Below are 23,141 nucleotides of genomic sequence, written 5' to 3'. Positions count from 1 at the left end.
GCAGGGGGGACCCTGTGGGAGAGTAGGACGCCGCCGAACAATTTTTGAGGGAAACCCCCGTGCCATTCGGCACGGGGGTTTTCCGCGTTATGGGTCCCTGGTTGCGGCTTTATTCGGATGAGTGGGCCGTGTCCTGGTACTACGGTGGCCCCATGAGTTACCTGATCAGGTCCGTGCGTGCCGAGGAGTGGCCGGCTGCGAAGGAGCTGCGGCTTCTTGCCCTGCGGGACCCGGTCGCGCACCTCGCCTTCCTGGAGACGTACGAGGAGGGGCTGGCGAGGCCGGACTCCTTCTGGATGCAGCGGACGGCGGGCGCTGCCGAGGGGGCCGACAAGGCGCAGCAGATCATCGCCGAGGCGCCGGACAAGGAGTGGGTCGGCACGCTGACCGTGCTGGTCGAGGAGGCCGGTACCAAGGACTGGGCGGGGTTTCCGGTCGAACGGCGGCAAGGACACGTCGTGGGAGTGTTCGTGCGGCCCGAGTACCGCGGGATCGGGTTGACCGAGGTGCTGTTCGACGCCGGGCTGGAGTGGGCGTGGTCGCGGGGGCTGGAGCGGGTGCGGCTCATCGTGCACGAGGACAACGGCCGGGCGCGAACCTTCTATCGCAGGGCCGGGTTCATGCCGAGTGGAGTCATCGTGCCGCTCGGCGAGCCTGGCGACGGGCGGGAGCTGGAGTACGTCCTGGAGCGGCCGTAGGTGTCACACCGGCAGCTCTCGGTGCGGCCAGCGGGCCTTGGCCTGTTCGCGGGAGCGCAGCAGGGCCAGGGTGGGCAGGCCGCGGTCGGGACCGTCGGCCAGGAGTTCCGGGAGCTGGGCGAGCGGGGCCACGGCCGCGACGTCGTCCAGGATCAGGGTCAGTGGTGGGTCGAGCCGACCGGAGGATGACCGTTCGGCCATGCGCCGGCCGCGCTCGACCACGCTCGAGACGAGGGCCGTGAGGAACGGCATCGCGCCGGGATGGGTCCTCGGGTCCTCGATGGATTCACCGACCACATAAAGCGTTCCCCCTTCGTTGGCGAAGGAATCCAAGGCGAGGGCGTCAGTTCGGTTGGGAGTGCAGGCCTCGCGGATGTTCACCGTGGAAAGGGCGGACAGCGCTCGGGTCGTCAGTTCCTGGGCGATGTCCCGGCGTTCGGCGTGAGCCGTGAGGGCGGCTTCGAGTTCGCCCGCGGAGCCGGCCGCCGCCTTCGGGTTCGTGCGAAGGGTGCGGACCGCTTCCTGGATGCCGGTGCCCTGGGACCAGCGGTGGACGTGGCGGACGGTGCGGCCGTCGACGGCGGCGGCGTGCAGGTAGCTGCGCAGGAGCGTCTCGGCGGTCTCGGCGACCGCCTGGTCCAGGCGGGCGGTGGGACGGACGGGGGTGAGGAGGGCGACCGCTCTGGCCGCCGCCGTCACCTTGTCCTCGCAGCCCGCCGTGGGGGACCAGTGGAGGCGACCCGGAGTGTCGCAGAGGTGCGTCGGGTCGTAGAGCAGGACCGGGCCGAGCTTGGCCCGGGCGTCCTTGGTGTCCCCCCAGAGGGCGGGGTGCGAGGTGAGGACCAGCACGGCACCCTCGGCATCCCGGACTGCCTGGGCCGCCGTGGTGTGGCGGGTCTCCGGTGGGGCGTAGAGGACCGGTCCCTCCGGGCGGGACGCCGCCCAGCCGATCGCCGGTTCGGGTCCGGCATGGGCGACGGGAGCCGGCGCCGGGGTTTCCGGCTCGGGTTCCGTCCGGGGACTGGGTACCTCCTGGTGCGCCGGGGGGACCACCGGTCGCTCGGCCGGTGCGGGCACCGGTACCTCGTGGCCCGGTGGTGTCCGCCTCCCGGCCCGTACGGCCCTCCATCTCGCCACCGTACCCAGGACGAACACCGTGAGCACCAGGAGGACCATCACCTGGCCGATGAACAGACCCCAGAAGAGGCCGTAGCCGGAGAGGGCCGACGGGGCGGCGTCCGGCCAGGCTCCGGTCATGTCGTGCGGCCGGCCGACGAGGTGGCGCATGGCCAGGGGGGTGCGGGGGAAGGTGACGCCGGCCGGCCAGGAGCCATGGGTGAAGAGGGCCGCCAGGCCTGTCGCCGTCCACACCAGCAGCGTCATGCCGAGCAGGAAGGCGAGCAGGCCGATCAGCAGGCCGTCGGGGATGCCTCCTTGACCCTGGCCTCGGCTCTGGCCGCGGTCGTCGCCCGGTCGCATCGCGCCCCCTGCCTACGCCACCGTCGACTCGGACGAGCCGTCCAAGTCGGGGAGGTGCTGTTCCATGAAGGCCGCCGCCCGCTGTTCCTGTTCCAGCTCGGCGGCGCGCAGCGCGTCGTCCTCGGCGAGGTCGGCGGACGACTGGGTCATCGCGCGGTCGGTGAAGACCAGGGGGCGTTCCGTGTCCGTGATCAGGTGTTTGACGACCTGGACATTGCCGTTGACATCCCAGACCGCGATACCCGGGGTGAGGGTGGGGATGATCTCCACCGCCCAGCGAGGCAGGCCGAGTACGCGGCCCGTCGCCCTCGCCTCGTCCGCCTTCTGGGCGTAGATCGTGCGCGTCGACGCCATCTTGAGGATGGCCGCGGCCTCCTTCGCCGCCGCTCCGTCGACCACGTCGGACAGGTGGTGGACGACCGCGACGAAGGACAGGCCGAGGCGGCGGCCGAACTTCAGCAGCCGCTGGAACAGCTGGGCCACGAACGGGCTGTTGATGATGTGCCAGGCCTCCTCGACCAGGAAGATGCGCTTCTTCCGGTCGGGGCGGATCCAGGTGTGCTCCAGCCACACACCGACGATCGCCATCAGGATCGGCATGGCGATGGAGTTGCGGTCGATGTGGGACAGGTCGAAGACGATGAGCGGGGCGTCCAGGTCGATGCCGACCGTCGTCGGACCGTCGAACATGCCGCGCAGGTCACCGTCGACGAGGCGGTCCAGGACCAGCGCCACGTCCAGACCCCACGCCCGTACGTCGTCCAGGGCGACGTTCATCGCCTCGGCCGACTCCGGCTCGGGATGCCGTAGCTGCTCGACGATGTCGCTGAGCACCGGCTGGCGTTCGACGATCGTCTCGTTGACGTAGGCGTGGGCGACCTTGAGGGCGAAGCCGGAGCGTTCGTCCAGACCGTGGCCCATCGCGACCTCGACGATGGTCCGCAGCAGTGCCAGCTGGCCCGTGGTCGTGATCGACGGGTCCAGCGGGTTGAGGCGGATGCCGTGGTCCAGGGCGGCGGCCGGGTCCAGGCGGATGGGAGTTATGCCCAGCGCCTGCGCGATGAGGTTCCACTCGCCGACACCGTCCTCGCCCTGGGCGTCCAGGACGCACACCTGGCGGTCGCGGAAACGGAGCTGACGCAGGACGTACGTCTTCTCGAGGGCCGACTTGCCGTTGCCGGACTCTCCGAGGACCAGCCAGTGCGGGGCCGGGAGCTGCTGGCCGTACAGCTGGAAGGGGTCGTAGATGTAGCCCTTGCCGGAGTAGACCTCGCGGCCGATGATCACGCCCGAGTCACCGAGGCCGGGGGCGGCGGTCGGGAGGTAGACCGCCTGGGCCTGGCCGGTGGAGGTGCGCACGGGCAGGCGGGTCGTCTCGACCTTGCCGAAGAGGAAGGACGTGAAGGCGTCGGTGAGGACGGACATCGGGTCGCGCATGTAAAGCCCTACCTTCGGATGCCGGTGGCGAACGGGAGGGTGTTCACGAACGCGCGGTGGTGCTCTCGGTCGCACCACTCCAGCTTGAGGTACGACTTGCCCGCGGACGCCCTTATCGTCCGCTTGTCGCGGGCCAATGCCTCCGGATTGCGGGAGGAGACGGTGATGTAGCCGACGAGGTTCACGCCGGCCGCGCCGCTCGCGAGGTCCTCGCCGCGCTGGTCGATGCGGGAGTGGGCGGCCACGTCGCGCGGGTCGACCGTGCGGTTCATCTTCGCTGCCCGGCTCGCCTCGGCCTCGTCGTTCGTCTTCTCCGTCAGCATGCGTTCGATGGCCACCTCGGTGGGTTCGAGATCCATCGTCACGGCGACCGTTCGGATGACGTCCGGGGTGTGGACGAGGAGCGGGGCCAGGAAGTTGACGCCGACGGGCGTCATCGGCCATTCCTTCACCCAGGCCGTGGCGTGGCACCAGGGGGCTCGGGTGGAGGACTCACGGGTCTTGGCCTTGAGATGCGTCGGCTCCATGGCGTCCAGCTCGGCCGGCCAGGCGTTGCGCCGGGTCATCGCCTGGATGTGGTCGATCGGGTGGTCCGGGTCGTACATGGAGTGGATCAGCGACGACAGCCGGCCCTGGCCGAGGGGCTGGCGGACCCGGATGTCCGCCTCCTGGAGGCGGGAGCAGATGTCGGTCAGCTCCCGGGCCATGACGACGGCGAGACCGGCGTCGCGGTCCAGCTTGCGGCCGTGCTGCGGGCGGGCGGCGCGGGCCATGGCGTTCGCCTCGGCGGCCAGTTCGCGCGTGTAGTGCATGCAGGCGACCAGGTAGGCGCGGTGCTGCTCACTGCTCGTCGACACCATCGACTGGAGCTGGTCGTACGACGACTGCAACCACGGCGGGGACTTGTCGTCGCCGCGCTGGGACACGTCCTTGGCGTGGGCGTCGGGGTCGGCCGGGAGGGTGCGGGCGAGCATCTGGAGGCGGGTGACGAAGCCGTCGCCGTTGGCCACGTGCTTGAGGAGGGTGCCGAAGCGGTCGACGAGGGCTTCCTGGTCCTCGCTGTCGCGCAGGCCGACGCCCGGCCCCTCGATCTCGATGGCCGCGGTGACGGTACGGCGGTCGGCGTGCAGCAGTACGGCGATCTCGTCGGGACCGAAGGGGGCGGCGAGCCAGTTGATGCGGCCGATGCCGGGCGGCGGACCGACCTCGACCTCCTGCCCGTCGATCCGGGTGCCCGCCTCCATGGCGGCCGAGCGGTAGACCGTGCCGCGCCGCAGGGTGCGCTTGTAACTGCGGTTGATCTCGAACCACTTGTAGAACGTGCGGTGCTTGTACGGCACGTAGACGGCGGCCAGCGCGATCATCGGGAAGCCGGCGAGCAGCACGATCCGCAGGGCCAGCAGGGGGACGAGGAGACCGCACATCATGCCGAGGAACGCGCCGATGACGATGAGCGCGATCTCTCCGGACTCGCGGTTGCGGCCGACGATCGCGTTCGGCCGGGCGCGGCCGATCAGATATGTACGGCGGGGCGTGACCGCGTGGGACACGTGGGACTCGGTCGTCAACGCCCTTCACCTCCCGTGCGGTTGGTACTGCTGTTGCGGGTGTTGCCTGCGTGCGGGGTGTTCACGGGGCTGCTCGCGCGGGGCGCGGGGGCGGCGGAGGGGACAGAACCGCCGCCTCCGTTCGAGGTGCGCGAGCTGTGCGCGGCCATGCCGCCGGCGGTCTGGTTGGCCGGGCGCTGGCCACTGGAGGAGGACGCACCGCCGCCGTTGCTGTCGGCGCGGGTGCTGTGGGTCTTGATGCCCTGGGCGACCAGGCTCGCCGGGGAGCTGATGACGGCCGCGGCTTTGCCCTCGGCGCCCTGCATGATGCGGTTGTTGCGCGAGTTGGCGATCTCGTCGCCGAAGCCGGGCACGAAGCGGTAGATCATCGCGCTGGCGAAGATGGCCAGCAGGATGATGGACAGACCGGAGACGACGGCGCCGAAGGCGTTCGGGCCGTCGTCGGCGGAGAGCGCGCCGGCCAGGCCGAGGACGATCACGATGACCGGTTTGACCAGGATGACGGCGATCATGATGCCGGCCCAGCGGCGGACGTGGCCCCACAGGTTCTTGTCGACGAGGCCCGCGTAGACGACGGTGCCGAGCAGGGCGCCGACGTAGAGCAGGGCGGCCCTGAGGACCAGCTCCAGCCACAGGACGCCGGCGGCGAGGATCGACACCAGGGAGACCACGATCAGCATGATCGGGCCGCCGCCGATGTCCTCGCCCTTCTCCAGGGCGGCGGAGAAGGTGCCGAAGAAGGTGTCGGTCTGGTTGCCGGTCGTCTTCGCCAGGACCTCGCTGATGCCGTCGGTGGCCGAGACGACCGTGTAGAGGATCAGCGGGGTGAAGGCGGAGGCGAGGACGGTGAGCCAGAGGAAGCCGACGGCTTCGCCGATGGCGGTGGTGAGGGGGACGCCTCGGACCGCTCGCTTGGCGACGGCCAGCAGCCACAGCAGGAGGGTCAGGACGGTCGACGCGGCGAACACGACGGCGTACTGCTGGAGGAACCGGGCGTTGGTGAAGTCGACGTTCGCGGTGTCCTGCACGGCGACGCTGAGCTTCTCGACGGTCCAGGCGGCGGCGTCGGCACAGCCCTTGGCGAGGGAGGAGAGCGGGTCGAGGGTGTCGGAGACGCCGGGGGTGGTGCGGGAGGGGGTGTTGCCTTTTTCGCAGTACTCCTCGGCGGGCCCCCGGATGAGGTCGCAGGTGCTGTTGCTCGGCGAGGCTGACGCCGAGGGCGAGACGGAGGCCGACGGCGAGGGACTCGGGCTGGGTGTCGCGGCCAATGCACGGCTTGCCAACAGCACTGCGGTGGTCTGAGCGGCGACAACGGCAGCCGTCAGCTTCAGGGAGAGGTGCTTAGCGCGCATACGTGAACCCTCCGTACTCCTCGACGGCCTTCGTCATGTCGTCGGCGGTGGAGGCCTTCTGGTCGCGCCCGACCGGAACGGGCCCGTCCTTCTGCTGGAAGTCGGCGACCTTCCAGTCGTCGTTGATCCACCTGAGCTGGTAGGTGGTGGTGTACCAACTCTCGGACACGGGGTTGGTAGACGCTTCGCCCGAGAGGCCGAACAGCGACGTGTACCAGACCTCGACGGTGGCCGCGTTCACGTTGTACGCCGTGGCCTTGCTACCCACCGGAACGATGCGCGAGACGAAGTTCTGACCGCTCGGCGCCGTGCCGTCCTTGTCGAGGCCGATGTTGCTCAGGAACGTCTCGCTCGAGTACGCCGTGTCCAGGGCGGACTGGCGTGCTGCGGCGACGTCGGGCGCGTACACGGTGTCGACGATCTGGTGCCGACGGGCAGTGTTGAACATCTCCGCGGACCCCAGGACCACGGCGTAGTTGGCCGCCGCGCTCTGGGCGCCCTGCTCGGTCCGGGCGAAGCCCGACGGGATGCCGTCGGTCTTGGACTCCACCGGCTTCGTCCCGCTTGCCGCCGTCGACGACGCCCGCGGCTTGTTGCCGTTGCTCTCGCCCCCGGCAGCGGAGGAAGGGGAATCTTCTCCTCCACGGTTCGCGAAGGCGATCGCCGCGATGAGCAGGACGACGACGCCGACCACCATGACCAGGTTGCGCGAGGACGAGCGGGCGGGGCGGTGGCCGCCGCCGTAGGGGTCGGCTTCGGGGAGGCGTACGCGGGTGCCCGCGGGCTCGCCGTAGTCGTGTTCGTCTCCGGGACTCATGCCGTGTACGCCCCCTCGCTGCCGTACCGGAACGCTTGGTAGTACGACGGTAGCCGTGCTGGTTCCCGCGCGGGCGCGGTGTGGTGACTCGACATCAGGGAGACGCAACCTCAGCCGGTGGGCACGACGGGTGGGTGGGGTGGACAGGGCCGGGCGTGCCCGGAGCGGACTTGCGGGGCGACGCTCGTTAGACGGCCATGCCGTACACGATCGTGAACAGGGTGCCGAGGGATCCGATGATGAAGACGCCTGTCAGACCGGCGATGATGAGGCCCTTGCCCTGTTCCGCGCTGAAGGTGTCGCGCAGGGCCGTCGCGCCGATGCGCTGCTTGGCGGCGCCCCAGATCGCGATGCCGAGGCAGAGGAGGATGGCGACGGCCATCACCACCTCGATCATCACCTTGGCCTCGTTGCCCAGGCTGCCGAAGGGGCCCCAGTCCGGAGCGATCCCGCCGATGATGGTGTTGATGTCTCCCTTGTCGGCCGCAAAGAGCATGTAAGTCACCGCCCCTGGTGGGTAGTTCCGTGAGTCCCCTGCGGTGTGCAGAGGTCAGGTCTCATTGTCGCCGACAACGCCGCCTTCGTATGTCGACTTGGCGCCATTGACGGGCGGGATTCGTACGAATAGCACGCACTCGTCACTCTGTGTATCACGCCGGGTCACCCCGGGCAATGAAGTCGGAACGGAACCTCTCGTGTGGTCCCGTCGTTGACCCACTTCACGGACCTGTGCCGTTTCTGACGACCGGTCGGGTGAAAGGCCGTTTCGATGTTCTCATGACCGGCGGCGGACGGGCGGCTGGGCCGGTGTCCGGTGCCGTCACCCTTCGTGACCTGGTGTCAGGGCGTGGCGAGGCCCTCGGTGAGTGAGCCCTCGGCGCCGTCCCCCCTTCCCCCCCTTCGACGAAGTGGTCGAACTCCCCCGCGCGTACCCCACGTACGAACGCGTCCCACTTGCGGCGGTCGGTCGTGACCACGGTGTCCGGGTCGCTGGTCTCGCGAAGGTGGACGGGGGCCTCGCCGTCGTCGCCCTCGCCGAAGGCGATCTCGATCCAGGGGCCGGGGCCGGTCGCCCCCGGCGGGGCGGCGCGGACCCACGTCAGGTCGGGGGGGATGTCGGTCACGGGGTCTTCCTTCCGCACGGGCCTCGACGACACGTGGACGATAGCGGGGTCTGACCTTGCTCTCACCTTCGTGGGCCACAGTGGGTGCGATGAAGCGCAGCCCGCGTCCCTACGGCGCCCTGTTCGGTGCCGTGCTGCTGGCGGTCACCTCGGCCTCGGAGGCGGCCGCCGGGGGCGGCGCCGGTCCGCTCGGGGTGACGTTCGTCGCGGGGGCGACGGCGGGGGCGGCGCGGGTGGGGGCGCTGTTCGACACGGGTGGCGCGGGGGGTGCCGAGGCGCTCGCCGGAACGCACTTCTGCACGGCGTCCGTCGTCCACAGCCCGCACCGCGATCTCCTGGTCACCGCCGCGCACTGTCTCGCCGGGCAGGGCGCCCTCGCCTTCGTACCGGGATACCGGGACGGGAAGGCCCCCTACGGGGTGTGGAAGGTGCAGCGGGACTTCCTGCCCGGCGGGTGGGCCGGCGGGCGCGACGAGGACAGTGACGTCGCGTTCGCGGTGGTCGGGGAGGAGGGCGGGAGGCGCGTCGAGGATGTCGTCGGGGCCGACCGGTTCGTGACCCGGACGGACGTCGGGGCCACCGACGTGACCGTCACCGGTTACCCCGACTCCCGCGAGACGCCGCTCACCTGCACCAACAGGCCCCGCTCGCACAGCCGTACCCAGCAGCGCGTCGCGTGTCCCGGCTTCAGCGGGGGCACCAGTGGCAGCCCGTGGGTCAACGGGTACGGGGAGGTCGTGGGCGTACTGGGGGGACACGAGGAGGGGGGCGCCACGGACGACGTGTCGTACAGCGTGGTCCTCGGGGCGGAGGCCGCGGGGCTGTACCGGGAGGCGGCCTCCGGCCCGTAGGGGGCGGCGGGTCAGGCGAGGCGGCGGACGGCCTGGGTCGTCAGCTCGTAGCGGGCGCCCACCACGGTCAGCTCACCGGCCGTGATCTTCGCGGCGAGGTCGGGTTCGGCTGCGAGCCGGGAGCGGACGGCCAGGACGTTCGCGTCGATGGTGGCGTCGACGCGGGCGTCGCCCTCCTTCGTGCGGTCGACGAACGGGCGTATCTGGTCGGCCAGGTACTGGATGTGGGCGGGCAGCCGTTCGCCGGACAGGTCCGCCGCGACCGCGGCGCGCACGGCACCGCAGGACTGGTGACCGAGGACCATGACCAGGGGTATGCCCAGTTCCAGCACCCCGTACGCGACGCTGCCGAGGACGGCCTCGTCCAGGACCTCGCCGGCCGTGCGGACGGTCATCAGGTCGCCGAGGCCCTGGTCGAAGACCAACTCGGGCGGGACGCGGGAGTCGATGCAGCCCAGGACGACGGCGAACGGATGCTGCCCCTGCGTCAGGCTGCGGCGGACGGCCGGGGTCTCGTCGGGATGCCGTTCGCGGAAGGAGCGCCAGCGGCGGTTGCCGGCGGCCAGTTCCCGCAGAGCCTCGGGGGCGGTCGTGGGGCGGGCGGGTGCGGCGGGAGTGCGGGGGGCGGGCGTGGCGGAGGCCGCGGTCGCGGTGAGGGCCGCGCCGCCCAGTGCCATCGCACCGACGAGGCTGCCGCGCAGCAGGGCGCGGCGGGCAGGGATCGAGGAGGGGGTGTCGTCAACGTCAGGGATCACGGAGGGGAACGTATGCGCGAGTCCTGAGCCCGGAGGGGAGGTTGCCCAATCATGGGAGTGGATGGGCAATTGGAGACCGAAGGATGGGCAGAGCTTGGCGCACACCATGACCGGCCTTGACGAGTACGCGTCGGCGAGGACGGGCGGGAGGAGTGCAGACGATGCCTCCGTGAAACGGCCGAACCGGCTGCGAGAACTCGGTTGCACGGGATTTCAGGGGGGAAGCTCATAGACTGGCACGGGCGGAAACCCGCGCGGGCGAGGGGCGGTTGACGGTGCGTAAGGCGTGGATCCTGGCGGGTGCCGCGACTGCGGCAGGGCTCAGCTTCGTGATGCTGCTCGTCGTCGGCGTGTACGTCATCGCCGGGAACCTGTCCAACGGCGTCGGCGGCAGGAGCGTCGGGCTGGCCAAGGGCGCCGTGCCTGCCGCGTATCAGGCGCTCGTGCAGAAGTGGGGGAACCTCTGCTCCGCGATCGACCCCGCGCTGCTCGCCGCCCAGCTCTACCAGGAGAGCGGATTCAACCCGCATGCGAAGAGCCCCGCGAGCGCCCAGGGGATAGCGCAATTCATCCCCGGCACCTGGGCCACGCACGGCATCGACGGGGACGGGGACGGGGACCGTGACGTCTGGGATCCGAATGACGCGATTCCATCGGCCGCGACGTACGACTGCGAACTTGCCTCGTACGTCAGGAAGGTGCCCGGCGATCCCACCCACAACATGCTCGCGTCCTACAACGCGGGGGCCTACGCGGTCATCAAGTACGGCGGTGTGCCGCCCTACCGGGAGACCCAGAACTACGTGAAGACGATCACCACGCTGGCGAGGAGTTTCGCCGCGCCGGTCACCCGGGTCGATCCGTCCGAGCAGGCCGCCGGGGCCATCTACTTCGCGCAGAAGAAGCTGGGGACGCCGTATCTGTGGGGTGGCAACGGTACGCCTGAGCAGGGCGGACGGTTCGACTGTTCGGGGTTGACCAAGGCGGCCTACGAAAGTGTCGGCATCACCTTGCCCCGGGTGGCCAACGACCAGTACAACGCGGGGCCGCACCCCTCACGGGACCAGCTGCTGCCGGGCGATCTGGTGTTCTTCTCGACCGATCCCACCAACTCCCGCGCCATCGACCACGTCGGCATCTACGTCGGCGGCGGGTACATGATCGACGCGCCCCGCACGGGGGCCGTCATCCGGTTCGACCCGATCGACACGCGGAAGTACTTCGGTGCCACGCGGGTCACCGAAGATGGCGCAAAAGCGCTCCCCACCAGGATCTGAATAGGACGGTGACCCGTCCCCTGAGCTGCGGCGACGTGTCTCTCTTCGATAACGTCTGCGTGATCATTCGGTGGAGAGTGGAACGTATCAACGACGGTCGTGCGTTCCTGTTGACGTAGCCGAGCAATGCCTGTGACTGACCGACAGAACGGCGCACGCGAAACTACGACCACGGGGGTGGGTACGAGCGGCGTGCGTGAGGCACGCCGGGCACAGCACACGACGAAGGGGCCGCAGCACCATGGCTGGACTCGCCGCATCCGGGTCGAACCCCGACGTCGACCTGCTCTATGACATCAACGGCCTTGCCAGGGACGCGCCGCACTGGCTGGACCGGATCGTCGAGTTCGTCGGCGAGTACGGGCTCTTGCTGGCGATGGTGCTGCTCGTGGTCTGGTGCTGGTGGACCGTGCGGCGTCGGCCCGCGTCGGCCGAGGAGGCCGCCTCCGCCGTGGCCGCGCTGGTGTGGGCGCCGTTGGCCGCCGGGATCGCGGTGCTGGTGAACGTGCCGATACGGGGATTCGTGGAGCGGCCCCGGCCCTTCCTCGATCACCAGGGGCTCGAGGTTCTCGTCTCCGGCAAGACCGACTACTCCTTCGTGAGCGACCACGCGACGATCACCATGGCGATGGGGGTCGCGCTGTTCGTCGCCAACCGCAAGTTCGGGCTCGTGGGGCTGGGGCTGGGGCTGGCGGAGGGGTTCTGCCGGGTCTACATGGGGGTGCACTATCCGACGGACGTGGTCGGGGGGTTCGCGCTCGGCACGGCTGTGGCGTTGCTGCTGTCCCCGCCGGCCTCGATGCTGCTCACCCCTGTGATGAAGGCGGTCGAGGGGTCCGCGTGGGCGGGGTGGGTCGTGCGGGCGCGCTCCGCACGGGGAGCGGAGAACGACGCGCTGGTGCGGGGGGCCCGGGTGGAGGCGGCGTCTGCTGAGGAGCGGGATCTTGCGGCCTAGGGGTGTCTGACAGTTCGCGCACCCGGCGGGGATCGTCAGACGCGACCTGGGGGCGGTGGCGCCCGGCAGTGGGCTGCTGGGGGTCGACCGGGGTGCGTGGTGAGGGTGGTCGTGTGGCCCGGCGTGCCGGGCCCCCGCTGCCGGGTTCGCTCGAGCGGGGGCCCAGTGACCACCTCCCTCGCCGTCCCAGGCGGCACGCAGGCGCGCGGGCGGCGGCAGGTCGCCGTAGGCCTGGGGGCGCTATCCGCAGGCCGAGGGGCGGCGCGCTGCGCCGGCCGGGCCGGGCGGGCGAGTCCGCGGACTGTTGGTGGGCGGTCGAAGGCCTGCCGGGTCACAGGGACTGGGCGTACGTGAAGACGTTGTCGGGGTCGTACTGGTGCTTCAGCTGTGTCAGGTGGGGGAGTGCCGGCCCGTAGTACGCCTTCTTCCACGTGGTGAGGGCGGGGTCCGCGTAGTTCTGGTAGGCGGCGCCCGAGGCGTGAGGCGTCATGGCGTGGTGAGCCGTGGTGAGCCAGGACTGGGCAGTCGCGCCGCTGGTGCCCGCGCGCCAGGACACGAGGTACTGGGCCAGCATGCGGGAACGGCGGTGGACGAAGGCCGTGGCCGTGGGGGAGACCCTGTTGATCGCGCCGCCCAGGGCGGTGAGCGCGATGCTGCCCGAGCCGCCCCGGACGGTCCTCATCTGCCGGAGCAGCGTCTGGATGCCGGCCGCCGAGAGGGAGCGGTCGAAGAAGTCGGAGCGGGCCGCGTACGTCTCGCGGCCCAGGGCGCCCCGCGGGGAGCGGCCGGGAGTCGAGCCGGGCAGGTGGCACTGGGCGTCGGTGGCGAAGGAGGAGCAGCCGGCGTAGATCTCCATGGCCTCCTCGTAGGAGCGGCGCCGCAGTGACACGCTCGTCGCGGGGGCGCCCACGCGGTCCGCGAGGCGGTCGACGGCGTTCTGGAGCTGGCCGTAGGTGCCGATGCAGAAGGCGGAGACGGAGATCTTCGGGGTGCCGCCGGGCGTGCTCGCCAGGTGGAGGGCGGACCAGATCTCGTCGGGCTGGGACGGGCCCCACTCCTGCCAGGCCTTCACCACCGCCGCGGCCTTCGACCAGGGCCAGGAGAGGTAGCCGGTCACCGCCTGGGGTGCCGGGTGGGTGGTGAAGTGGAGTTCGGTGACGACGCCGAAGTTGCCGTTGCCCGCACCGCGCAGCGCCCAGAACAGGTCCTTGTTGTGGGTGGCGTCGGCGGTGAGCTGCCTGCCGTCCGCCGTGACGATCGTCGCCCGGGTGAGGCTGTCGCAGGTCAGGCCGTACGCGCGGGAGACGACGCCGTGGCCGCCGCCCAGGACCAGGCCGGAGACGCCGACGGTCGGGCAGGAGCCGGCCGGGATCGTGGTGCCCTTGGCGGCGAGCGCCCGGTAGACGTCGATCAGTTTGGCACCGGCGCCGACGACGGCGGAGGTGCCGCTCGCGCGGACCCGGCTCAGTTTGGAGACGTCGAGGATCAGCCGGCCGTTGCCCGAGGACCAGCCGCCGTAGGAGTGGCCGCCGTTGCGGATGGCGACCTTGGTGCCGTGGGCGCGGGCGTACGCGAGGGCCGTACGGATGTCGTCGGTGTGGGCGACGTAGGCGACCGCGGCCGGTTTCAGCGAGTCGAAGCGGGTGTTGTACAGCTGCCGGGCGGCCGTCCAGGAGGCGTCGCCGGGGCGGATCAGGGGGCCGTCGAGGGAGCGGCCGAGGGCCGCCCAGTTCGCGGCGGCCGTGGCGCTCGTGGCGCGCAGCGGGAGTTTCCCGTCCGCGGTCCCGGAGCCGGCCCCGTCGGCGGCTCCCGTCGCGGAGGAGCCGCCGGTGTCCTCCGACCGGCATGCCGCCGTGGCGACTGCCGCCACGGCGGCCGTGCCGCCTGCGATGAACGTACGCCGTTGCATGTCTGACCGCCCTGTGCCTTCCGTCGACTTCATGGAGCGAGACGGGTCCGTGGGCCCGGAGGTTCCCGCGAGAGGAGGACGGACAGGTCAGTCGTGGGTGTGGCCCGCGGCGTCCGCGCGGGCCAGGCTTCTCGCCCTGCGTGCCGGGCCGCGCCAGCCGCAGGTGCAGCGGGCCAGGCAGAAGGGGCCGTGTTCGACGGTCGTCGTGGTGTGGGACTCCCCGTCGCCGGGGGAGGAGGCCGAACGGTCCTGCTGCGTCACGGAGTCAACCGTACCCAGCCCCGGCAAGGCGAAGCCTGCGACCACCGCGGGCCTCGGCCGCGCGTGACGAGGGCCACCCACCCGTCGTTATCGGGAACGACAGGGGGCCCGTGACGGACGTACCGGCTGGGAGTAGACAGGCGATGGCTCAGCGGCAGCAGCGACGGTGGGGTACGGCGGTCGTCGCGGGGCTCGTGGCCGGGGTCTGTGCCGGCGCCGCCGGATGTGCCGGGCCCGGGAACGCCGCCGAGGACGCCCCGGCCGCCGACCCGGTCGAGACGCTCCGCCGGGCGGCCGACGCGCTGGTGACGGCGGGCAGTTCGAAGGCCCGGACGTCGATGGAGATGGCCACCGGCGGAACGCGCGTGACGATCCGGGGCGAGGGTGTCTACGACTACCGCCGGCAGCTCGGGCACCTGAAGGTGGTGCTCCCGCAGGATCCGGCCGGGACCAGTGGGCACCGGCCCATCGTCGAACTCCTCGCGCCCGGAGCGCTGTTCATGAAGAACCGGGGAGCGGGCGTGCCCGCCGACAAGTGGGTGCGGGTGGACACGGCGACGCTGTCCGACGGGAACCTGGTGACCGGCGGCGCGACCGATCCGTACGCCGCCGCCGAGGTGCTGCGCGGGACGCGGACCGCGACCTATGTGTCCCGGAGCCGGCTGGCGGGGACCGAGGTGTGGCACTTTCGCGGCACCGCCGACCTCGCGGTGGCGGCGAAGGGCGCCTCGGCCGGCGGCCGCGACGCGCTGGGAGCGGCGGCGAAAGGGTTCGCCACCACCCGGGTGCCCTTCGATGTCTACCTCGACGAGGCGGGGCGCATCCGCAAGGTCCGGCACCGGTTCAGCTTCGTGAACGGCCGGCAGAAGGAGGCCGTCGCCGTCGCCTCGACGACGCTGCTGTACGACTTCGGGGTGCCGGTCGACGTACGGCTGCCGGCGTCGGCGGACATCTATGCCGGGCGCATCGCCGAAGAGTGAACAGGGCCGGCGCGCCGGAGCGCGAACCCGGCCGTGACCGGCCGGTGGGGGCTGGATCCGGCCATGGAACCGGTATGAGGACTAGCCCGTCCGTGCCATGCGCGGGCTGTACGCCGCTCCCTACTCTAGGAAGTCGGTGACGGCAGGGACGAGGTGATGCGCGTGGCTCCGGTCGGCGGTACGGCGGTACAGGATCACGTGGCCCTCGCCGAGATCGAACTGTGCGGGGAGCTGATCATCGCGGCCTCCGCCGCCGAGGACCGGCTCAGTCTGGAGAGCATCGACGAGGTGCTGAGGGTGGCCGAGGAGCGGGAGGCCCGCGCCGGCTGACGCGCGGGCCCCGTCGGGGCGAGCGGTCAGGTGCGCAGCAGGCGGCCGATGGCCTTCGTGGCCTCCTCGACCTTCGCGTCGATCTTGTCGCCGCCCTTGACGGCCGCGTCGGCGACGCAGTGGCGCAGGTGCTCCTCCAGCAGTTGCAGCGCGAAGGACTGCAAGGCCTTGGTGGAGGCGGACACCTGGGTGAGTATGTCGATGCAGTAGGTGTCCTCCTCGACCATGCGCTGGAGGCCCCGGATCTGGCCCTCGATGCGGCGCAGACGCTTGAGGTGCTCGTCCTTCTGCTTGTGGTAGCCGTGCACACCGCGGTCGTGGTCGGTCACGACCTCTTCGGTGGCCGCCCCGGCCTCGGTGGTCGTCATCGCGTCCTCCAGACATATACCCCTACTGGGTATATGGTACCGAACTTTGCCGGGTACAGGGGTGGTGGCCGTCGTACCGGCGGCCGTGGGACCGGACCACCGGGCGGCCCCGATGCGGGACACCGTGCCCGATGGGCGACACTGGTGGGCGGCCCATTAGCCGTGGCCGGATGATGCGCCTAGCATCAGCCTGACCGAAAACCGATGCATCCTGAGGACCCCACGTGCGCTTTCGTCTGACCCCCAGGGAGACGAGCTTCTACGACATGTTCGCCGCGTCCGCGGACAACATCGTCACGGGCTCGAAACTCCTGATGGAACTGCTCGGGGCGGACACCGCCGGCCGGGCCGAGATCGCAGAGCGTATGCGGGCCGCGGAACACGCCGGTGACGACGCCACGCACGCGATCTTCCACCAGCTGAACTCCTCCTTCATCACGCCGTTCGACCGCGAGGACATCTACAACCTCGCGTCGTCCCTCGACGACATCATGGACTTCATGGAGGAGGCGGTCGACCTCGTCGTCCTCTACAACGTCGAGGAACTGCCCAAGGGCGTCGAGCAGCAGATCGAGGTGCTGGCGCGGGCGGCCGAGCTGACCGCCGAGGCCATGCCGAACCTGAGGACCATGTCCAACCTCACCGAGTACTGGATCGAGGTCAACCGGCTGGAGAACCAGGCCGACCAGATCCACCGCAAGCTGCTCGCCCAGCTCTTCAACGGCAAGTACGAGGCCATCGAGGTGCTGAAGCTGAAGCAGATCGTGGACGTGCTGGAGGAAGCGGCGGACGCGTTCGAGCACGTGGCGAACACGGTGGAGACCATCGCCGTCAAGGAGTCCTGACCTCTTCATGGACACCTTCGCACTGATCGTGACCATCGGGGTCGCGCTCGGATTCACGTACACGAACGGCTTCCACGACTCGGCGAACGCCATCGCCACGTCGGTGTCGACGCGGGCGCTGACGCCGCGGGCGGCGCTCGCCATGGCCGCGGTGATGAACCTCGCGGGCGCGTTCCTCGGCAGCGGGGTCGCGCACACCGTCAGCAAGGGCCTGATCGAGACGCCCGAGGGCTCGAAGGGGATGGGCATCCTCTTCGCGGCGCTGATCGGCGCCATCGCCTGGAACCTGGTCACCTGGTACTTCGGCCTGCCCTCGTCCTCGTCCCACGCATTGTTCGGCGGCCTGGTGGGCGCGGCACTGGCGGGCGGCACGGGAGTCATCTGGTCCGGCGTCCTGGAGAAGGTCGTCATCCCGATGTTCGTCTCCCCGTTCGTCGGCCTCATCGCCGGCTATCTGGTGATGTGCGCGATCATGTGGATGTTCCGCCGTGCCAACCCGCACAAGGCCAAGCGCGGTTTCCGGATCGCGCAGACGGTGTCGGCGGCCGGCATGGCGCTCGGGCACGGTCTTCAGGACGCCCAGAAGACGATGGGCATCGTGGTGATGGCGCTCGTCATCGGCGACGTGCAGGGTTCCGACGACCCGATTCCGGTGTGGGTGAAGATCGCCTGTGCGGTGATGCTGTCGCTCGGCACGTATGCCGGCGGGTGGCGGATCATGCGGACGCTGGGGCGCAAGATCATCGAGCTGGACCCCCCGCAGGGCTTCGCGGCGGAGACGACCGGCGCGTCGATCATGTTCATCTCCGCGTTCCTCTTCAAGGCGCCGATCTCGACGACGCACGTCATCACCTCGGCGATCATGGGTGTGGGCGCGACCAAGCGGGTCAACGCCGTGCGGTGGGGCGTCGCCAAGAACATCGTCCTCGGCTGGTTCATCACCATGCCGGCGGCGGCGGTCGTCGCGGCCTGCGCCTTCTGGATCGTCGACCTGGCGTTTCTGTAGGGGTGTCCCCGCGGGGGCGGCCTCAGGCGCGGGGAGGGTCCGCGCAGAACCGAGGAGAGCACCCGCGGCCGCCGGGCGAAGGGGTACCTGGAGGGCGTTCCTCGGCCCCGGACGGCGTTCCGTAGCCCCGGACCCACAACGCGCGAGCCCGCCCCCCGGGAGCCAGGGGGCGGGCTCTCTGCGTCCTCGCGGTGGCACCGCCATGCAGCACCGCGAGGGGTCTGGGCTCTCTAGCCGAAGCGGCCCGAGATGTAGTCCTCGGTGGCCTGGACCGACGGGTTGGAGAAGATGCGCTCCGTGTCGTCGATCTCGATCAGCCGGCCGGGCTGGCCGACGGCCGACAGATTGAAGAAGGCCGTGCGGTCGGAGACGCGCGCCGCCTGCTGCATGTTGTGCGTCACGATGACGATCGTGAAGCGTTCCTTCAGCTCACCGATCAGGTCCTCGATGGCGAGGGTGGAGATCGGGTCGAGCGCGGAGCAGGGCTCGTCCATCAGCAGGACGTTCGGCTCCACCGCGATCGCCCGCGCGATGCACAGCCGCTGCTGCTGACCGCCGGAGAGGCCCGAACCCGGCTTGTTCAGGCGGTCCTTCACCTCGTTCCAGAGGTTCGCGCCCTTGAGCGACTTCTCCACGACGTCCTGCAACTCGTTCTTCTTGTAGTTGCCGTTCAGCCGCAGGCCGGCGGCCACGTTGTCGAAGATCGACATCGTGGGGAAGGGGTTCGGGCGCTGGAACACCATGCCGACCTCGCGCCGCACCGACACCGGGTCGATGCCGTGGCCGTACAGGTCCTCGTCGTCGAGGAGCACCTTGCCCTCGACGCGGCCACCGGAGGTGACCTCGTGCATGCGGTTCAGCGTGCGCAGGAAGGTCGACTTGCCGCAGCCGGAGGGGCCGATGAACGCCGTCACCGAGCGCGGCTCGACGGTCATCGAGATGTCCTCGATCGCCTTGTGGGAGCCGTAGTACGCGGTCAGTCCGCTTACGTCGATTCGCTTCGCCATGTCTGCTACTTCACTTCCAGAAGTCTGAGGGGGTCGCCGGGGTCCCGCGCGGCGGCAGCCGCGCGTCGCTGCTCAGCGACCGGTCTTCGGGGCCTTCCAGCGGGCGATGCCGCGGGCCACCAGGTTGAGGATCATCACGAAGGCGATCAGCGTGAGCGATGCCGCCCACGCACGGTCGTACGCCGCCTGCGAACCGGCGCTCTGCGCGTACTGCTGGTAGATGTACAGCGGCAGGGACGCCTGCGCGCCCTCGAAGGGGTTCGAGTTGATGAACGGGTTGCCGAAGACGAGCAGGAGGACGGGGGCGGTCTCACCCGCGATGCGGGCCACCGACAGCATGACGCCGGTGATGATGCCGCCGATCGAGGTCGGGACGACCACCTTCAGGATCGTGCGCCACTTGGGGACACCCAGGGCGAGGGAGGCCTCGCGCAGCTCGTTGGGGACGAGCTTGAGCATCTCCTCCGTGGAGCGCACGACGACCGGCATCATCAGGATGGCCAGCGCCAGTGAGCCGGCGAAGCCGAAGGGCTGCATGTCGAACATCAGCATGAGGCTGAGGATGAACAGACCCGCGACGATCGACGGGATGCCCGTCATGACGTCGACGAAGAAGGTGACCGCGCGCGCGAGGTTGCCGCGCCCGTACTCCACCAGGTAGATCGCGGTGAGGATGCCGATCGGGGCGCCGATCACGGTGGCGAGGCCGACCTGCTCCAGGCTGCCGAGGATGGCGTGGTAGATACCGCCGCCGGGCTCGGAGTCGGCGACGACGCCCATCGAGTGGGTCAGGAAGTAGACGTCCAGGACCTTCGTGCCGCGCTGCACGGTCGCCCAGATCAGCGAGGCGAGCGGCACGACGGCGATCAGGAAGGCGACCCAGACCAGGGCGGTGGCGATGCGGTCCTTGGCCTGGCGGCGGCCCTCGACGCGTGCGGCGATGCCGTAGGTGCCGAGGAGGAAGAGGAGGCCGGCGATCAGGCCCCACTGGACGCGGCTGTCGAGGCCCGCGGCCAGACCGATGATCACGGCCAGGGCGATCGAACCGCCCGCCACGGCCCAGGGGGACCACTTCGGCAGGCTGGCGCCGCGCAGGCTGCCGGGGCTCTTGTCGTTGACGACGGCGTGGCTCATGCGTTGGCCCCCGAGTACTCCTTGCGGCGGGCGATGATCGCGCGGGCCGCGCCGTTGACCAGCAGGGTGATGACGAACAGGATCAGACCGGAGGCGATGAGCGCGTCCCGGCCGAACTCGTTCGCCTCGTTGAACTTGCTGGCGATGTTCTGGGCGAAGGTGCCGCCGCCCGGATTGAGCAGGCTGGCGTGGATGTCGAAGTCGGGGGAGAGGACCGTGGCGACGGCCATCGTCTCGCCGAGGGCGCGGCCGAGGCCGAGCATCGACGCGGAGATCACCCCGGAGCGGCCGAAGGGCAGCACGGACATCCGGACGACCTCCCAGCGCGTGGCGCCCAGGGCCAGAGCGGCCTCTTCGTGCATCTGCGGGACCTGGCGGAAGACCTCGCGGCTGACGTTGGTGATGATCGGCAGGATCATGATCGCCAGGAGGACGCCGACGGTCAGCATCGACCGGGGGGCGCCCCGGTCCCAGGAGAAGATCCCCGTCCATCCCAGGTAGTCGTCCAGCCAGCCGAACAGGCCGTCCATGTGCGGTACGAGGATCAGGGCGCCCCACAGGCCGTACACGATGGACGGCACGGCGGCGAGCAGGTCGATCACGTACGAGATCGGGCTGCGCAGCTTGCGCGGGGCGTAGTGGGTGAGGAACAGCGCGATGGCGACGGCGATCGGGACCGCGAGGACCATGGCGATGATCGAGGAGACCACCGTGCCGAAGGCGAGGACGGCGATGCCGAACTTCGGCGGGACCAGGCTGGTGTTCCACTCGAAGGCGGTGAGGAAGTTCGCGTCGTCCTCGCTGATGGCCAGCGAGGCCCGGTAGGCGAGGAAGCCCGCGATCGCGGCCATGACCGCGAGCAGCAGGATGCCCGACCCGCGGGAGAGACCGAGGAAGATCCGGTCACCGGGTCGGGTGGCGCCGCGCGCCGCGCGCTTCTGCTCGGTCAGGGTGGGCGGGACCGTGGGGGGAGGTGCTTTGTCGGTGGTCTGTGTCGATACGTCCATGGGGTTCTCCGGTCTGCGGAGCCGCTCGTGGATGGGCGGCTCGGGCGGGGCCGGGTGTGCGTGCGGCCCCTGGCGGCGGTGCACCGGACGGTGCGGTCCGGGCCGGGTGGTGACCCCGGCGCCGGACCGCACCTTCAGATCAGCTCAGGCCCTCGATGGTGGTGCGGACCTTGGTGATGATGGAGTCGGGGATCGGCGCGTAGTCGATGCCCGAGAGGATGCCCTGGCCCTGCTCGCTGGCCAGGTAGCGCAGGAAGGCCTTGGTGGCGGGCAGGGTGGCGGCCTTGTTGCCCTTGTCGCAGACGATCTCGTACGTCACCAGGGTGATCGGGTAGGCACCCTCGGCCTTGCTGGTGTAGTCGATCTTCAGCGCCAGGTCCTTGCCCGTGCCGACGACCTTGGCGGCCGCGACGGCCTTGGTGGCGGCGTCGGAGGAGGCCTTGACCGGGGCGGCGGCACCCGTGTTCAGGGCGACGGTGCCCAGGCCGTCCTTGGCGTACGACAGCTCCATGTAGCCGATGGCGCCGTTGGTCTGCTTGACGCCCTGGGCGACACCGGAGGAACCGGACGCCGACTGGCCGCCCTTGGCCTGCCAGGCCTTGCCGCCGGAGTACTTCCAGTCGTTCGGGGCGGCGGCGATCAGGTACTTGGTGAAGTTGTCCGTGGTCCCGGACTCGTCCGAGCGGTGGTACGGCTGGATCTGGAGGTCGGGAAGCTTCGCGTCGGGGTTGAGCTTCGCGATGGCCGCGTCGTTCCACTTCTTGATCTTGCCGTCGAAGATCTTCGCCAGGGTCGGCGCGTCCAGGACGAGGTTCTCGACGCCGGAGAGGTTGTACGCGACGGCGATCGGGCCGGCCACCATCGGCAGGTCGATGCCCTGGCCGCCGGTGCAGACCTCCTTGGAGGCGGTGACCTCTTCGGGCTTCAGCGCGGAGTCGGAGCCGGCGAAGGCGACCGTGCCCTGCGTGAAGGCGGTGATGCCGGCGCCGGAACCCGAGCCCTTGTAGTTGACCTGGACCTCGCGGCAGGCCTGGGTGAAGTTCTTGACCCAGGCGTCGATCGCGTTCTTCTGCGCGGAGGAGCCGTCGGCGAGGAGCTGGCCCTTGGCGTCGTCGCACTTGATGTCACTGGCACCCGTGGCGGCGGAGGAACTGCTGCCGCCGCTGCCGTTGGAGCCGGTGTCGTCGGAGCCGCACGCCGTGAGGGCCAGGGCGCCGGAGACGGCGAGAGCACCGAGGGTGAGGGCCCGCCGGTTCATGCGCTGAAGCTTCACTTGAGGGAGATCCTTCCAGGAGCCGCCGTCCTGAATCCGGCGGCGTGCGAAGACGGGGCGGCACGAGCGCTTCCCCTGAGGTCGCGCACCGCACCGGTAAGGCCGAAATTAGGCAGAACAGGTGAAGCCGCCTACGGGCCCGAATGAACGCGGGGTGAACCCCTGGAGGCGGTGTGGTTAGGTCACGGAACGCTCACGTCGAGGACACGGGGTGATTCCGGTCCGCGTGCTGGGCTACGTCGGGCGCAGGGTGGTGAGCAGCGCGTCCACGAGGGCGCGGTCCCTCGGCTGGGTGAGACGGTCGCGGGCGGTCGCCGGGGACAGCCACAGCACCCGGTCCACCTCGTCGTTCGGTACGAACCGGCCGGCGCCGGCCTCGGCCGCCCAGTAGCGGACCTCCTTGGGGCGGCCCTGGGCGAGATAGCGGACCGTGGGCAGCCGGGCCCCCGGATGTGCCGTACGGCCCGTCTCCTCGGCCACCTCCCGCAAGGCGCACGCCAGCCAGTCCTCGCCGCGCTTGAGCTTTCCCTTGGGGTGGGACCAGTCGTCGTACTTCGGCCGGTGGACCAGGCATATCTCCAGCTCACCGGTGGCCTGCGACCGGCGCCACAGGACGCAGCCGGCCGCCCGGACGGGGGTCTCGGCGGGGCTGCCGTCGGGAGCGGCGTGCGGGGTGCCGTCGGGAGTGCCGTGGGGATGACTCACCGG

At 70.4% G+C, this 23,141-nt stretch carries 23 protein-coding genes and 1 pseudogene; 8 read left to right on the top strand and 16 right to left on the bottom strand.

Features of this window, described 5'->3' with window-relative positions; translation table 11 throughout:
* Positions 1-152: 152 nt before the first annotated feature.
* Positions 153-698, top strand: a complete 546-nt coding sequence (locus tag ACZ5Y0_RS33820) for a GNAT family N-acetyltransferase (RefSeq protein WP_469132480.1) — start codon at positions 153-155, stop codon at positions 696-698.
* A 3-nt stretch (positions 699-701) separates the two neighbouring features.
* Here ACZ5Y0_RS33820 and ACZ5Y0_RS33815 read toward each other — a convergent pair whose 3' ends face one another.
* The 7 genes and pseudogenes from ACZ5Y0_RS33815 to ACZ5Y0_RS33785 all read right to left on the bottom strand — a co-directional run.
* Positions 702-2,177, bottom strand: a complete 1,476-nt coding sequence (locus ACZ5Y0_RS33815) for a P-loop NTPase family protein (protein ID WP_469132479.1) — start codon at positions 2,175-2,177, stop codon at positions 702-704.
* A 12-nt stretch (positions 2,178-2,189) separates the two neighbouring features.
* Complete coding sequence (locus ACZ5Y0_RS33810; RefSeq protein ID WP_469132478.1) at positions 2,190-3,614, bottom strand: ATP-binding protein; 1,425 nt, start codon at positions 3,612-3,614, stop codon at positions 2,190-2,192.
* Between the two features lie 8 nt (positions 3,615-3,622).
* Positions 3,623-5,182: an SCO6880 family protein gene (locus ACZ5Y0_RS33805; RefSeq protein WP_469132477.1), complete on the bottom strand. Its 1,560-nt coding sequence runs from the start codon at positions 5,180-5,182 to the stop codon at positions 3,623-3,625.
* Positions 5,179-6,534, bottom strand: a complete 1,356-nt coding sequence (locus ACZ5Y0_RS33800) for a hypothetical protein (RefSeq protein ID WP_469132476.1) — start codon at positions 6,532-6,534, stop codon at positions 5,179-5,181. Before ACZ5Y0_RS33800 ends, ACZ5Y0_RS33805 begins: the two co-directional genes overlap by 4 nt.
* Positions 6,524-7,351, bottom strand: a complete 828-nt coding sequence (locus ACZ5Y0_RS33795; RefSeq protein ID WP_469132475.1) for a DUF8175 domain-containg protein — start codon at positions 7,349-7,351, stop codon at positions 6,524-6,526. The genes ACZ5Y0_RS33800 and ACZ5Y0_RS33795 overlap by 11 nt, the downstream gene beginning before the upstream one ends.
* 187 nt (positions 7,352-7,538) lie before the next feature.
* Positions 7,539-7,847: a hypothetical protein gene (locus ACZ5Y0_RS33790; protein ID WP_003991275.1), complete on the bottom strand. Its 309-nt coding sequence runs from the start codon at positions 7,845-7,847 to the stop codon at positions 7,539-7,541.
* 388 nt (positions 7,848-8,235) lie between these two features.
* Positions 8,236-8,475 (bottom strand): annotated as a pseudogene (locus ACZ5Y0_RS33785) (DUF397 domain-containing protein); the annotation flags it as partial.
* A gap of 89 nt (positions 8,476-8,564) precedes the next feature.
* Between ACZ5Y0_RS33785 and ACZ5Y0_RS33780 the strand changes: the two are divergent.
* Complete coding sequence (locus tag ACZ5Y0_RS33780; RefSeq protein ID WP_469132474.1) at positions 8,565-9,326, top strand: trypsin-like serine peptidase; 762 nt, start codon at positions 8,565-8,567, stop codon at positions 9,324-9,326.
* A gap of 11 nt (positions 9,327-9,337) precedes the next feature.
* Here the strand turns inward: ACZ5Y0_RS33780 and ACZ5Y0_RS33775 are convergent, their stop codons facing one another.
* The gene (locus ACZ5Y0_RS33775; protein WP_469132481.1) at positions 9,338-10,078 is read right to left on the bottom strand and encodes a carbonic anhydrase; all 741 of its coding nucleotides are present in this window, start codon (positions 10,076-10,078) and stop codon (positions 9,338-9,340) included.
* Positions 10,079-10,350: 272 nt separating this feature from the next.
* Between ACZ5Y0_RS33775 and ACZ5Y0_RS33770 the strand changes: the two genes are divergently transcribed.
* On the top strand, positions 10,351-11,358 hold the full coding sequence (locus ACZ5Y0_RS33770; RefSeq protein ID WP_469132473.1) for a C40 family peptidase: 1,008 nt from the start codon (positions 10,351-10,353) through the stop codon (positions 11,356-11,358).
* Positions 11,359-11,599: 241 nt separating this feature from the next.
* The gene (locus ACZ5Y0_RS33765) at positions 11,600-12,313 is read left to right on the top strand and encodes a phosphatase PAP2 family protein (RefSeq protein WP_469132472.1); all 714 of its coding nucleotides are present in this window, start codon (positions 11,600-11,602) and stop codon (positions 12,311-12,313) included.
* Positions 12,314-12,644: 331 nt separating this feature from the next.
* On the opposite strand, the gene ACZ5Y0_RS33760 is transcribed toward ACZ5Y0_RS33765, so the two are convergent.
* Together ACZ5Y0_RS33760 and ACZ5Y0_RS33755 are read right to left on the bottom strand one after the other, a co-directional pair.
* The gene (locus ACZ5Y0_RS33760; RefSeq protein WP_469132471.1) at positions 12,645-14,222 is read right to left on the bottom strand and encodes an FAD-binding oxidoreductase; all 1,578 of its coding nucleotides are present in this window, start codon (positions 14,220-14,222) and stop codon (positions 12,645-12,647) included.
* Positions 14,223-14,309: 87 nt separating this feature from the next.
* Positions 14,310-14,483, bottom strand: coding sequence for a hypothetical protein (locus tag ACZ5Y0_RS33755; RefSeq protein ID WP_469132470.1), 174 nt, complete (start codon positions 14,481-14,483; stop codon positions 14,310-14,312).
* Between the two features lie 143 nt (positions 14,484-14,626).
* Between ACZ5Y0_RS33755 and ACZ5Y0_RS33750 the strand changes: the two genes are divergently transcribed.
* Positions 14,627-15,463 (top strand): SCO4651 family lipoprotein, encoded by an 837-nt coding sequence (locus tag ACZ5Y0_RS33750; protein ID WP_469132469.1) that lies wholly within the window; start codon positions 14,627-14,629, stop codon positions 15,461-15,463.
* Positions 15,464-15,619: 156 nt separating this feature from the next.
* On the top strand, positions 15,620-15,793 hold the full coding sequence (locus ACZ5Y0_RS33745) for a hypothetical protein (protein ID WP_170109916.1): 174 nt from the start codon (positions 15,620-15,622) through the stop codon (positions 15,791-15,793).
* Between the two features lie 26 nt (positions 15,794-15,819).
* On the opposite strand, the gene ACZ5Y0_RS33740 is transcribed toward ACZ5Y0_RS33745, so the two are convergent.
* Positions 15,820-16,161, bottom strand: a complete 342-nt coding sequence (locus tag ACZ5Y0_RS33740; RefSeq protein WP_469132468.1) for a metal-sensitive transcriptional regulator — start codon at positions 16,159-16,161, stop codon at positions 15,820-15,822.
* A gap of 224 nt (positions 16,162-16,385) precedes the next feature.
* Here ACZ5Y0_RS33740 and ACZ5Y0_RS33735 point away from each other — a divergent pair, with 224 nt between their 5' ends.
* Positions 16,386-17,006 carry a DUF47 domain-containing protein gene (locus ACZ5Y0_RS33735; RefSeq protein ID WP_469132467.1) on the top strand — a complete coding sequence of 207 codons (621 nt, stop codon included), beginning with the start codon at positions 16,386-16,388 and terminating at the stop codon, positions 17,004-17,006.
* Positions 17,007-17,013: 7 nt separating this feature from the next.
* Positions 17,014-18,012, top strand: coding sequence for an inorganic phosphate transporter (locus tag ACZ5Y0_RS33730; RefSeq protein ID WP_469132466.1), 999 nt, complete (start codon positions 17,014-17,016; stop codon positions 18,010-18,012).
* 230 nt (positions 18,013-18,242) lie between these two features.
* Here ACZ5Y0_RS33730 and pstB read toward each other — a convergent pair whose 3' ends face one another.
* The 5 genes from pstB to ACZ5Y0_RS33705 all read right to left on the bottom strand — a co-directional run bounded on the left by pstB (position 18,243) and on the right by ACZ5Y0_RS33705 (position 23,138).
* Complete coding sequence (pstB, locus tag ACZ5Y0_RS33725; RefSeq protein WP_383235992.1) at positions 18,243-19,019, bottom strand: phosphate ABC transporter ATP-binding protein PstB; 777 nt, start codon at positions 19,017-19,019, stop codon at positions 18,243-18,245.
* 72 nt (positions 19,020-19,091) lie between these two features.
* Positions 19,092-20,153, bottom strand: coding sequence for a phosphate ABC transporter permease PstA (gene pstA / locus ACZ5Y0_RS33720; RefSeq protein WP_469132465.1), 1,062 nt, complete (start codon positions 20,151-20,153; stop codon positions 19,092-19,094).
* Positions 20,150-21,160, bottom strand: a complete 1,011-nt coding sequence (pstC, locus tag ACZ5Y0_RS33715) for a phosphate ABC transporter permease subunit PstC (protein WP_469132464.1) — start codon at positions 21,158-21,160, stop codon at positions 20,150-20,152. The genes pstA and pstC overlap by 4 nt, the downstream gene beginning before the upstream one ends.
* Positions 21,161-21,299: 139 nt before the next feature.
* Positions 21,300-22,433 (bottom strand): phosphate ABC transporter substrate-binding protein PstS, encoded by a 1,134-nt coding sequence (pstS, locus tag ACZ5Y0_RS33710; protein WP_469132463.1) that lies wholly within the window; start codon positions 22,431-22,433, stop codon positions 21,300-21,302.
* Between the two features lie 234 nt (positions 22,434-22,667).
* Positions 22,668-23,138 (bottom strand): NUDIX hydrolase, encoded by a 471-nt coding sequence (locus ACZ5Y0_RS33705; RefSeq protein ID WP_469132462.1) that lies wholly within the window; start codon positions 23,136-23,138, stop codon positions 22,668-22,670.
* Positions 23,139-23,141 lie beyond the last annotated feature (3 nt).

Source organism: Streptomyces sp. NPDC033216, assembly GCF_055577115.1.
Note: the sequence above shows the minus strand (reverse complement) of the source record. Positions and strands in the feature narration are given on the sequence as shown.